Raw genomic sequence first — 12,585 nt, 5'->3', positions numbered from 1 at the left:
CGAAGTGATTATTTATTGCTTGATCTAAGGTATTCATTTTTATCATTGTACAGCTCCTTTTTTTGTATCTTGTCTGTACTATGTTTTCTTATAAAAAATCAATACCTTAGATCAAATTAAAAAAGTGTCGTGTACTATGGTCTTTCATAATCATCTTTTGAAAAAATGCGTGTTTCAGGTTGATCTATAAACATCCATTTAAAAGTGTCATAAATTTCTTCAATTTTATCTGCTGAAATAAGAGCAAATCCAATCAATGAATTAATAACTAAATGAGGAGGATATTTTTGCTGGCATACTAATTCATCTTCAAAGTTAACAGCCTTAAAAAGAACATCTACAAATTGATCACGAATAGGATCAAATATTTTTTGCGTTTTTTTTGTTTTGTCATTGCTACTTCTTGTTTTTTTAATAAAAATCGCAATGAGATCTTTTAATATAATTTGTTTATTTTTTTGTTTAATGTCTTGTTCTAATTTTTCATCTATTATAAATGAATATTTTTTTGTTATTTTTTCTTTAAGGTTTTTTTCTTCATTATCAAGCTGCGTTTTATATCTACGATTTTCTTCAGCAATTTTTTCTTTTTCTTGATCGCTCATTGCATCATAAACTTTTTTTGCACTCTTTGGACCACGATTTTCTTTAATGTACTTTTTCAGTTCCTTGTTTGTTTCCTCACGAATTGATTTTTTTATTTCTTCTTGATGCACAAATGTTAATTCATCAATGAGCATCTGTTTTAAAATATCTGGATTTGTTTTGTAGTAATAAATAGCTTTAACAAGATTATTCACTAAAGGTAAATTGTGTTTCTTGCTTAATTGCCCAAGTGGATCATTTTGACGTTGATTAATAGCTAAAACTTGCCCGTTAGGGGATGGAAAAAGATATTCTAAAAGTGCTGAAATTGCATCTTGGGGTGCATTAAGCTTTAAGGTGTCGGCCTCTATATTAAAAGCAGGATGGGGTTTGAATTCGGGATGTTCAATGGACCCAAAATCGCCAAAAAAACGAATACCTTTTAGATGTCCCGATTGAAGCATAATTTCAGCCCAAGCAGGTGAAATATCTTTATATTCTTCTTTTGTATTATGATAAAGATCAAAGCATTCTTCAAGCGGTACATTTGCAAAGGATGAATGGGATATAAAGAAAATGGAAGTAAAAACAAATAGTAATCTTTTCATAATATAATCCTGATCATTGTTGCAAAATAAACACTTTTCCTGTTTTAGCTAACACTTTTTTTAATTTGAGTCAATAATTATTTTTTTACTATTTGTCTTTACTAAGATCATACAATCATCACTTCAGTTATATAGAAATTAGGTAAATTTTAATACTTTTTTTAATGAAAAATTTTTACTAAAATGGGATTTGTTAGGATGAAGCATAATGCTTGCATTTTAACTTAATTTTTGCTAACAAAATGTAAGTAAAAAAATATAATATAATTAATATACTATAAACAAAACCTCTAACTATTGGAATATAAATGAAAAACAAGGCTTTTTATTTTATCTGCGCTATTATTCTGAACACACCATGTTTTGGCATGACCGAAGATAATTCTGAAGGAGATACAGAAGATGATGTCAAATTATTGACTGAATCTGTAGAAGTTGCCGGATCACCCTCCCCTAAAATTTCTGAACCATTAAGACCAAATAGACACTCAAGTACAAAAATTGATGCGTCATGGATAAGTCAATCTTCTTCCGCGCCATCATTGCGTTCTAATCAAAAATTAGAACAAAAAGGAAGAAGAGGCTCCGTTCATTTAAAATATGTAAATAATCTAGAGTTTTCACAATCAAATCCATCGCTTTCAAATATCACAAAGCCTGAAGTCGGTTCTTTGGAAGAGTCACAACATTCAAAAGTTATGCCTAAACTTGTGCGTGCGCACTCTGGGATGCTTACCATTGAAGATCATATTACCCGAGAACATTTAGATGCCGATGTTTTAGCAGAGGATATTTTTTTGCTAACACAGCTTATTAACAATCGTCTTATGTTAGCTTTAGCTGACCCCAGGTTAGAAACTTATGTTGATGCTCTAAAAGTTTTACAACAGCGTGTGTTCATTGGATATGGAAAAGCTTATGAATTTGCGCAACAAACTCAGAAAACGATGCCATCTTATTATCAAGATTATGCACAAATTTATAGCGACACTGAAAGCGTTATTCAGCCAAATCTTGCTTTTGTGCAATTTATGAAATCATTACTCATTGCTGAAGAATTGAAAAATGAAGCGCGTTTTGAACTTGAATCTGAATTTTTAAAACGTTTTAGTGAAGATGCAATAAACGATGAAATACCTAATCGTCCATTATTTTTAAAAACAATCAAAGAACTAATATTTAAGCCATTCGAATCGGTTATGGATAAATATCCTTACATGCATATTTATGGCGAAGTCGCTTCTAAAAATTTTTATATAAAACAATTTCTAACATATTGCAAATCTCTTATTGAAGAACGCTTAAAAGAAAAAAAGAAAGAAACATTACCTTCACTCAAAAAACGATTATCTTTTAATGTTTCAACCATGCCTAGCGAAAAACTTAGAAAAATGACATCACACTTCAATCTTGTGGCTGAAACCCCGTCAGTATTAATAGCCAAAGAAAAAGAAAGTTATTTAGCACCTATTAAAGATTATCTTGAAGGAATTATATATGCCATTGATTACGAAATTGCGTCCTTAAAAGAACCTGAATCCAGTTTAATGACAGAAATAAGTTTAGTAGAACGCAATGAAATTGAATCTTATTTTCTTGATTATTGGGCACAACCACCGCGAAAATTCAAGCCAAATGATTTTAAGGATCAAGAGGCAGATGCAGAAAAGTTAATGAGCACATTAACAAAAATTGTTGAAGTTTATGAAGAAGTTTTGGCTCAGAAAGATCAAATATCATATGATCCGCTCCATATGTTTAATTTATTTTATAAAGAAATTAATCCTTATTGGGCAGAATATAATTTTTACACGCACTTTACTGATAATATGGCGTATATAGGCGACAAAAAAGATGCATTTAACCCTTTTGGCTTTTTGCCTCTTGATGAATATGAATGTCGCTTTTTAGCTGAAAATCATTGTGGACGTGGCAAATTAAAAGGGGCGCGTGATTATTTAAAATAAGCAAAATTTCAGGTATTTATCCCGAATGTATGAAGAATACACGAGGGAACCCATGCTGAATCTTCTATCACTCGCCTCACATTAGCGCGTTTCGAAAGAAGTCTAATAGATGCACAATTATGATCTAAAAAAGGGGAACATAAATGCTCCCCTTTTTCGTTTTAGTCTTAGGTAGTAAAATCAACCACCAGCAGCTTGATCTGCAACCATTTCTGACGCGCCTTCAAAGCCTTTCATGCTTAAACGAATACGACCACGATCAAATCCAACCACACGAACGGTGACTTCAGCACCAATCTTGTATGTATCTTCTAATTGACCGCGTCTACTTTCTTGCGTTAATTCACTCACGTGAACAAGACCCGTTCTGCCGCCTAAGAAAGTAATCATCACGCCAAATTCAGCAACTTTCGCGATAACACCTTTATAAACTTCACCAACTTCTGGATCTGTCGCAATGCTTTTAATACGTTCAATCGCAGCATCTGCAGAACGTGCCGTGACGGCAGCAATACGCACAGTTCCATTATCGTCGATGTCAATTTTGGCGCCTGTTTTTTCGATAATATCACGAATGACAGAACCACCAGACCCAATCACTTCACGAATCTTATCTTTAGGGATGCGCATCGTTGTAATTTTGGGTGCATTTTGATTCAAATGAACACGTGGTGTTTCAAGTGCTTCTGCCATTTTTGACAAAATATGCATACGACCTTCTTGCGCTTGCGATAAAGCGATCTTCATGATTTCTTCAGTAATAGAAGTAATCTTGATATCCATTTGAAGGGCAGTAATACCGCGCTCAGATCCCGCAACTTTGAAATCCATATCACCTAAGCTATCTTCATCGCCTAAAATGTCAGAGATAACCATGAAACGGTCAGCTTCTTTGATAAGACCCATCGCAATACCAGCGACAGGACGACGAAGTGGCACGCCTGCTGTCATCATCGCAAGAGACGCGGAACAAACAGTTGCCATTGATGATGAACCATTGGATTCAGTCACTTCAGATACAATACGTAATGTATAAGGGAATGCTTCTTTCGTTGGTAACATTGGGTGTAAAGCGCGCCAAGCGAGCTTTCCATGACCAATTTCACGACGACCAGGACCACTCATACGACCAACTTCACCGACGGAATAAGGTGGAAAATTGTAATGAAGCATGAAGTTTTCTTTATATTCGCCTTCTAAAGCGTCCATAATTTGTTCATCTTGCGCCGTACCAAGCGTTAAAACAGAAAGAACCTGTGTTTCACCGCGTGTGAATAAAGATGAACCATGCGCGCGTGGCAATACATCAACTTCAGCAAGAATTTGACGTACTTGGTTGGTTTCACGACCATCAATACGCTTGCCATCAAGAACGCGTGAACGCACTATGTCTTGTTCTAATTTTTTGATTTCGCTTGAAACTTTTGTGGAATTATAGCCTTCTTCTTCCACAAGAATCTTAGCAACTTCGCTTTTCAATGTTTTTAAGCGTGTAACACGGATTTGTTTTTTGGTTTCAACATAAACTTCACGTAAAGTTGGTTCACACAATTCTTTAACGCGTGCTTTAAGTTTTTCCATATAATCAGGTTCTGCAGGCAAATCCCATGGATCTTTAGCACAAGTTTCTGCCATTTGAATGATTGCATCAATGACTGGTTGAAATGCATTAAATCCAAACATAACTGCTTTTAGCATAATGTCTTCAGAAAGCTCATTGGCTTCTGATTCAACCATTAAAACGCCTTCAGATGTTCCTGCAACAATAAGTTCTAAATCTGTGTCAGCAAGTTGCTTGTGCGTTGGATTGAGGATGAATGCACCGTCTTTATACGCAATTTTTGCAGCAGCAAGAGGTCCTAAGAAAGGAAGACCTGAAATTGTGAGTGCGGCAGATGCACCAATAAGGGCAACGATATCTGGCTCGTTTTCGCCATCATAACTTAAAACAGTACAAACAACTTGCGTTTCATTTTTATAATTGGATGGGAAAAGAGGACGAATTGGTCTGTCAATTAAGCGACAGATAAGTGTTTCGCGCTCAGAAGGTTTTCCTTCACGTCTGAAAAATCCACCAGGAATTCTCCCTGCTGCAAACATTTTTTCTTGATAATTAATCGTAAGCGGGAAAAAATCGATATCTGGCTTTGCTTCTTTTTCAGCAACAACTGTACATAAAACAATTGTTTCGCCATAAGTAACTAATACTGAACCATGGGCTTGACGTGCCATTTTGCCTGTTTCAAGCGTAAGGCTACGGCCTCCCCACATTAATTCTTTTTTAAAAACATTAAACATTCTTTATTCCTTAATTTATACACAAAAGACAACTTGAAACCTTTTGTCCCAAGTTGCCCTTGCATCGTCTTGATTTTTTTATAATTAGCGTCTAATGCCTAAACGCTTAATGAGTGTTTCGTAACGTTTACGATCTTTGCCCGTGACATAATCTAATAAACGGCGACGTTTACCTACAAGCATCAAAAGACCACGTCTTGAGTGTAAATCTTTTTTATGTGTGCCCATATGATCTGTTAAATTACGGATACGCTCTGTAATAATCGCAACCTGGACTTCAGGTGAACCTGTATCGCCTTCAACAGTTGCATATTCTTTAATCAGTTCTTGTTTGCGTATAGCTGTAATCGACATCGTTAAACTCCTTTTAGTTTAAGTTAAATATACGTTTGGGGATCAATGTCCCCTCTAAAATGCACGCAAGACCAAGCAGGGTATTTTCTGTCTTCACCATAACGATTTCAGTATCTGAATAATTCGGAAGGTTTAGACTTTGCCCATGGCAAAATTTTGCAGCATCTTGCCCGCTAATGGCCAGTGCCAAGATGTCGTCTAGCACGGTCTCAAGAGGCAGGATTTGTGAGTGTAAATACTCACTTGTTGAACTATACACAGAATCGAGCATTACTGCTAGCTTTAAATCAAAACAACCCACCTGAAGGCGCTCTAAATCGACTACATGCCCATAACATCCAAGTAATCGTCCCATGTCATGGGCAAAGCTGCGCACATAGCTGCCTTTAGAAACGTCCGCTATAAAAGTTGTTTGATTGGGTTGATGATCTACAATATCAAGTGCAAAAACTTCTATCTCTTTTGCTTTGATTTTATCAGCAATATCATGGCCTTTACGCGCTAAATCATAAGCGCGTTCGCCATCAATTTTAATGGCAGAAAAGGCCGGCGGCTTTTGCATAATCTTGCCTAAAAATTGAGGTAAAATAGCTTCAATTTCTTGACGTTCAGGACGAATAGTCGACGTTGCAACAATTTCGCCTTCTAAATCGTCAGTCGTTCTTTCTTCACCCCAAGCAACAATAAACCTGTATTTTTTATGTGCATCTTGAGCATAAGGAATAAGTTTTGTGGCTTCACCAAAAGCAATAGGAAGCACACCATAAGCTAAAGGATCTAACGTGCCCGCATGTCCCGCTTTTTTAATACCAATCGCACGTTTTAAAATGCTTAACGCTTTCATGGAGGTCATATGTTGGGGCTTGTTTAAAACAAACCAGCCATGTTTAAGATTTTTCATTTGATCTGTATGTTAAAGGGTAAAAAAATAGGTGTAACTCTCAGCCTCCCTGCTACGCCCTGCGCCAAGGCCCACGGGGTCCATGCTAAAAAAGTAAAATGCAATATATATCGTTACTTTTCAACAAGTTTTATGGATTCCACGATCAAGTCGCGGGAAGTAGGAAGTGAGATGTTTAAAATTCGTACACCCTCTTGGATAGTTGTGTCTATGTTTCTTTGCGTTAAATAGGGTGATTAAGCACAAAAGTCAAGGTATTCATCAGGGACACCTCATGAAATTGTTTTAAGTTTTTTTAAGAATAGAGATTTTTCAAGTAAAAGAGATTACCTTTACCTTTGTGGCTAATCTGTAGACAACCTCAACTCGGGATTAGAATTGAAGGTAAATCAAGGAAATGCGTCATGGAGAACCCCCGGAGTAGGTGTGGCCATCCAGCCTATATTGATTTTCAACGGGATGGTCATGCCCATAAATGTGCTCTCCATGACGAATTGCCCGTGTTTGTATTTTATTCTAATCTTAAAATTGAGGTTAAGGAGCCATTGCTACAAAATTCAAAACACCGGGATTGTAGTTTCTTTCAAATTGCCTAACGAGATCGTGTTTTTCAAGTCTTCTAAAAGTGTTTATAAAGCTTTCTTTAAGGACTGGGTTGTATGTTTGTAAGCGAATATACGAAAGAGGATAGTTCAGTTCTCCAGAGAAATAGAATATTTCTTGGCGGCTTAAAGTGCCCAAAAAGTGATCACCAATTTTTTTTAATTGGGGCGCATTCATTGCAAATGTTTTGAGTTTAGAGTTGTGGTTGTATAAAAATTTCCAACCAATTTCTTCGAGACTTGGAGCGTCAATCTGGAAGTGTTCAATGGGTGTAACGGCAAGCGCAAGATCTCCAATCTTTTTAAGTTTTGGGGCATTTATAAAAAAATCTTTTAATTCTTCACATTTTAGCAGAAACATGCTGCCAATTTCAGTGAGTTCTGGTGCGTTGATTAAAAATTCTTTAAGATCAAACTGGGATTCCATAAACAGTACTTGATTCGTAAATGCTTCACTTAAGATTTTCTTAAGAGCAGGCATGTGAAAATGAATTTTCGTAAGATTTCTTCTATTGTTAGGGATTCCATGATGGATGATTTCAATGTCTGCGCTGGTATTGAAAATTATCAGATTTCTGGCAGAGGGTGGGACAGTTATCCATCCCATATTAAGACCGTCACTATCGTTCGCGTCATCTTCCTTTGCTACATCCAGAAGTAGGATTGTATTAGGATGATTTTTTAGAAAATGTTCTGTTCTAATCACATTGGAACTTGTTACTGCAATACAGAAATGATCGTCCACTCTTGCAGCAGAAGCTAAGTCTTCTACAGTAATATATGTACAATTATCTTCTGGATAATAATTTTTGTGTTGTTCTATAGCTATTGATAGATTCTGTCCTTCTGCATTCAAATAAATGAATGCAGCAAAAACAATATAAATAAAATGATATTTTTTCATTATAATCACCTCGTTTTTATTTTTCCTATTCTTTTATTATAAAAAATTTTAATTAAAAAATCATTAATTTTTTACAATTAGAAAATGTGATGATCTAAGATCATCAGTATTATCTGGACCCTGGATCCGCATTCGAGCCCTTAAGGCTTTCAAGCCTCATGAAAACAACTGGCATGTTGGTAGATTTTGCATTAATAATATTTTTTTTGTTCTGTAAACTTAATGAATTGCTTCGTTCGTATTACTTGTGTATTTTATCTGGCACAATTTGAAAATAACCTTATAAGGTTCAAGATTTTGCACGAAATAATTTTTTTTGATTTAATACAGCAAATAAGGAGAGATATTTTTTACAGCTCTCTCCACAAACTCATCCTTTTCACCTACAGGTGCGAAGTAATGAAGCGCTTTCGTTGCAGTATCTAAGTCAGATAGTTTGGTAATAATCCAGGCCGTAAGATACGAAGAAGCCAAACACCCACCAGCAGTAGCAACATTACCTTTAGCGAAAAACGGTTGATTAAGAACCTTAATACCCGCTTCTTGCACCCAAGGTTTTGTAACTGAATCAGTGCAAGCAGGAACTTCATCTAAGATTCCAAGCTTAGCGAGCATAAGCGTACCAGAACACTGGGCTCCAATTATTTGGTGACTGGGGTTGAGGTTAATACGACTCATAATAGATTCATCATTGATGATATCTCTGGTCATAAGGCCACTACCTACAATCACAGCATCTGCCTTATTAACTTCTTCAAGCATCTCTTGTGCTCGTATGGTTAAACCACCCATTGATGTAACCTCAAGACTAGGACAACAAACCTTAATATCCCAATCATCCTTACGCAACCACTTAAGAATGCGAAAAGCCAAAAGACAATCAATCTCGTTGAAACCTTCAAAAGTTAATATAGATATCTTCAATCATTACTCCATGAGCCTAAGCATCAACTTAACCCGCAACAGATTTCAATTTTTCCTCAATGGTTTTTAAAGCTAAATCAGCTTTGTCACCATTTGGGCCACCAGCTTGCGCCATGTCAGGACGGCCACCACCACCCGTACCACCTAATATTTCGGCGGCTATTTTAACATAATCAACGGCATTGAACCTATCACACAAATCCTTAGTAACGCCCACGACAATGGAAGCTTGACCATCTTGAATACTCGCTAAAACAATAAAGCCAGAGCCTAATTTTTGTTTAAATTGATCAACCATTGGTTTTAAATCTTTAGCAGGCACATTCGTTAAAATTTGACCCACATAAGAAATATTGCCAATTTTTCTATTTTCATTACTCTGTGATGTATTTCCCATCAAGGATGCTTGACGCGCTACAACAAGTTCGCGCTCTAATCTTTTACGATCATCTTGAAGTTTTTGAACACGTTCGACCATGTTTTTTGGTGTTGCTTTTAACATATCGGCTAAACTTGTAATCACATCATCTTGTTCACGTAAATAAGATAACAGCCCCTGCCCAGTGATTGCTTCAATACGTCTAATGCCAGCAGCAACCGCCGATTCTGAAACAATTTTGAACAAACCAATATCACCTGTTCTTGTGACATGCGTTCCGCCACAAAGCTCCAGTGAAAAATCTTTATGCATATCATTTGCGTTTGGTCCACCCATGGCAACAACGCGCACTTCATCACCATATTTCTCGCCAAACAAAGCGAGTGCTCCTTTTTTAATTGCTTGTTCGGGCGTTAAAAGATGTGTAATAACTTCTGCATTTAAGGCAATGCGCGCATTCACTATATCTTCGATTTTAAGAATTTCTTGTGGTGATATAGGTTTTTGATGGCTAAAATCAAAACGTAATTTGTCAGGACCTACAAGGGATCCTTTTTGAGATACATGATTCCCTAAAACGTTACGCAACGCTTCATGTAACAAATGTGTTGCTGAATGATTGGCGCGTGTTGACGATCTCGCACTATTATCAACAAGCATATGAACGACATCATCATTTTTAAATTGTCCTTGTTGAACATAGCCTTCATGCACAACAAGATCGCGTGCTTTTTTTTGCGTATTTTCAACAACGAATATTGCAGAATCAAGTTTTATCAGACCGATATCACCTATTTGTCCACCCGATTCACCATAAAAAGGTGTTTGATTGGTGATAATCTTACCTTTTTGACCTTCTTGAAGTGTTGAAACAACTTTATCATCTTGTAAAAGCGCTACAATTTTACCTTCAGCAGATTCCGTCTGATACCCTAAAAATTCAGTTGCACCTAAATTTTCGCGTAATTCAAACCAAATTTTTTCGGTTTGTGCTTCCCCTGACCCAGACCACGCAGCACGTGCCTCTGCTTTTTGACGAGCCATCGCCGTATCAAAAGCCGATTGATCCACAATGCGGTTTTGCTGCTTTAAAATATCTTGCGTTAAATCCAGTGGAAAACCAAAAGTGTCATATAATTTAAAAGCAACATCCCCTGGAAAATCTTGCGTCTTATCCAATTTTTCAACTTCATCGGAAAGCAATTTTAATCCACGATCAAGCGTTTGTTTAAAGCGCTCTTCTTCAAGACGTAATGTTTCCGATAATAATGCCTCTGTATGTCTCAATTCTGGATAAGCAACACCCATAAGATCAACGAGCGTTGGTACTAATTGGTACAATAAAGGATCTTTGCATCCTAAAATATGCGCATGACGCATCGCACGACGCATGATACGGCGCAAGACATAACCACGGCCTTCATTAGATGGCAACACACCATCAGCCATTAAAAAGCATGAAGAACGTAAATGATCTGCAATCACACGATGTGAGAAAATCTTATCGCCTTCAGCTTTTGCCTTTGACTTTTCAACTGAGGCTTCAATAATTGTTTTAAACGTATCGATTTCATAATTATTATGAACATGTTGCATAACAGCTGTAATACGTTCCAAGCCCATACCTGTATCAATGGAAGGTTTTGGCAATGGGATACGCGCGCCGCCTGGTAATTGTTCAAATTGCATAAAAACAAGATTCCAGATTTCGATAAAACGATCACCATCTTCATCAGGTGAACCTGGAGGACCACCAGGAATATGATCGCCATGATCATAGAAAATTTCAGAACAAGGACCACAAGGCCCTGTGTCACCCATGGACCAAAAATTATCAGATGTTGCGATACGAATGATGCGGTCTTCTTTAAGGCCGGCAATTTTTTGCCATAAACCAAAAGCTTCATCATCTTCTGCATAAACAGTCACCAAAAGACGATCTTTAGCCAAACCGTATTCTTTAGTAATAACATTCCATGCATGATGAATTGCTTCTTCTTTAAAATAATCACCAAAGGAAAAATTACCCAACATCTCAAAAAAAGTATGATGACGCGCCGTATAACCAACACGTTCTAGATCATTATGTTTACCACCTGCGCGAACACATTTTTGAGCGGTTGAGGCGCGTGCATAAGGTGGTTTTTCAGTGCCTGTAAAATAATTTTTAAATTGAACCATGCCAGAATTCGCAAAAAGCAAACTTGGATCATTCCGCGGCACGAGTCCACTGGACGCAACGATCTCATGATCGTTTTTTTTAAAATAATCTAAAAATAATGACCGAATTTCATTTGATGTTGACATAATCCAAACCTTCTAATTTTCAAAATTATTTAGCTATACACAAATGATTTGGAAATGCCGATTTTTGAGTCTGAGATTTGAGGTGATTTTTGATATCAAAAATTACAACAGGTAATTGTTTTACCTTAGAAATTTTTGGTTCAAAAAGCGGCCAAAAATCATAGACTAAAAACGGTCGTTTCAGATTATTTGGGTATACCATCCCAATCCAAAAAACAACATAATATTGTTTCTTGCAAGCCTATAAAAGCACACTTAACTTTTTAGAATATATGATGTCCACCCAAATTAAACAAGCTAATGCTAAACCCAAAACACCAAAATAAATTAAGATCCATATCAAACTTTTTTCAAAACGCATGGCTAAAGACAAGTGATAAGAGATTTAGTACAAAGGACACAACGTGTCTTTAATAACAAACGACCCTAATATTATAGAGACTAAACCAAAGTTTTATAGTGTTTTCGCTTTTGGTTAAAAGTAAGGGATAAGAAGCAAAGTGTAGTCTCTTCCAATCTACGGAACAAAAAATGAAATTAAACCCATTTTTAAGTATCCCGTTCTTACACTCCGCAACTTATTTCTAAGAAGTGAAAACAATTTTTTACCAAAAGCTCTCCAAAAGAAGTGTTTTTTTCACCTCTCCCCTTGTGGGAGAGGTCGCGACCAAAAGGAGCGGGTGAGGGGTATTTTACAAAAAAAAGAGATTATTATTTGTTTGGCAATGCTTAGATTATGGCATGATGGTGTTGCTC

General features: G+C 36.4%; 8 protein-coding genes. 1 reads left to right on the top strand and 7 read right to left on the bottom strand.

What is annotated here, in order from left to right; translation table 11 throughout:
- Nucleotides 1–134 precede the first annotated feature (134 nt).
- On the bottom strand, nt 135–1,193 hold the full coding sequence (locus tag Q8L85_00350; GenBank protein ID MDP1723138.1) for a hypothetical protein: 1,059 nt from the start codon (nt 1,191–1,193) through the stop codon (nt 135–137).
- A 308-nt stretch (nt 1,194–1,501) separates the two neighbouring features.
- Here Q8L85_00350 and Q8L85_00345 point away from each other — a divergent pair, with 308 nt between their 5' ends.
- A complete protein-coding gene (locus tag Q8L85_00345) occupies nt 1,502–3,160 on the top strand; it encodes a hypothetical protein (protein MDP1723137.1) in 1,659 nt (552 codons plus the stop codon).
- Between the two features lie 180 nt (nt 3,161–3,340).
- On the opposite strand, the gene pnp is transcribed toward Q8L85_00345, so the two are convergent.
- The 6 genes from pnp to alaS form a co-directional block, all read right to left on the bottom strand.
- Nucleotides 3,341–5,458, bottom strand: a complete 2,118-nt coding sequence (gene pnp / locus Q8L85_00340) for a polyribonucleotide nucleotidyltransferase (protein MDP1723136.1) — start codon at nt 5,456–5,458, stop codon at nt 3,341–3,343.
- 84 nt (nt 5,459–5,542) lie between these two features.
- The gene (rpsO, locus tag Q8L85_00335) at nt 5,543–5,812 is read right to left on the bottom strand and encodes a 30S ribosomal protein S15 (protein MDP1723135.1); all 270 of its coding nucleotides are present in this window, start codon (nt 5,810–5,812) and stop codon (nt 5,543–5,545) included.
- A gap of 13 nt (nt 5,813–5,825) precedes the next feature.
- Complete coding sequence (gene truB / locus Q8L85_00330) at nt 5,826–6,713, bottom strand: tRNA pseudouridine(55) synthase TruB (GenBank protein MDP1723134.1); 888 nt, start codon at nt 6,711–6,713, stop codon at nt 5,826–5,828.
- Nucleotides 6,714–7,247: 534 nt separating this feature from the next.
- Nucleotides 7,248–8,219, bottom strand: coding sequence for a hypothetical protein (locus tag Q8L85_00325; protein MDP1723133.1), 972 nt, complete (start codon nt 8,217–8,219; stop codon nt 7,248–7,250).
- Between the two features lie 321 nt (nt 8,220–8,540).
- Nucleotides 8,541–9,143, bottom strand: coding sequence for a DJ-1/PfpI family protein (locus Q8L85_00320; GenBank protein ID MDP1723132.1), 603 nt, complete (start codon nt 9,141–9,143; stop codon nt 8,541–8,543).
- Between the two features lie 28 nt (nt 9,144–9,171).
- The gene (gene alaS, locus Q8L85_00315) at nt 9,172–11,829 is read right to left on the bottom strand and encodes an alanine--tRNA ligase (GenBank protein ID MDP1723131.1); all 2,658 of its coding nucleotides are present in this window, start codon (nt 11,827–11,829) and stop codon (nt 9,172–9,174) included.
- Nucleotides 11,830–12,585: the final 756 nt, after the last annotated feature.

The sequence above is a fragment of the Alphaproteobacteria bacterium genome, assembly GCA_030680745.1.
Lineage (GTDB): Bacteria > Pseudomonadota > Alphaproteobacteria > JAUXUR01 > JAUXUR01 > JAUXUR01.
Note: the sequence above shows the minus strand (reverse complement) of the source record. Positions and strands in the feature narration are given on the sequence as shown.

Excerpts from the sequence above, each read along its gene's own strand:
- alaS (MDP1723131.1), bottom strand. The coding sequence starts at position 11,829 with ATGTCAACATCAAATGAAATTCGGTCATTATTTTTAGATTATTTTAAA.
- truB (MDP1723134.1), bottom strand. The coding sequence starts at position 6,713 with ATGAAAAATCTTAAACATGGCTGGTTTGTTTTAAACAAGCCCCAACAT.
- Q8L85_00350 (MDP1723138.1), bottom strand. The coding sequence starts at position 1,193 with ATGAAAAGATTACTATTTGTTTTTACTTCCATTTTCTTTATATCCCAT.
- pnp (MDP1723136.1), bottom strand. The coding sequence starts at position 5,458 with ATGTTTAATGTTTTTAAAAAAGAATTAATGTGGGGAGGCCGTAGCCTT.
- Q8L85_00325 (MDP1723133.1), bottom strand. The coding sequence starts at position 8,219 with ATGAAAAAATATCATTTTATTTATATTGTTTTTGCTGCATTCATTTAT.
- rpsO (MDP1723135.1), bottom strand. The coding sequence starts at position 5,812 with ATGTCGATTACAGCTATACGCAAACAAGAACTGATTAAAGAATATGCA.
- Q8L85_00345 (MDP1723137.1), top strand. The coding sequence starts at position 1,502 with ATGAAAAACAAGGCTTTTTATTTTATCTGCGCTATTATTCTGAACACA.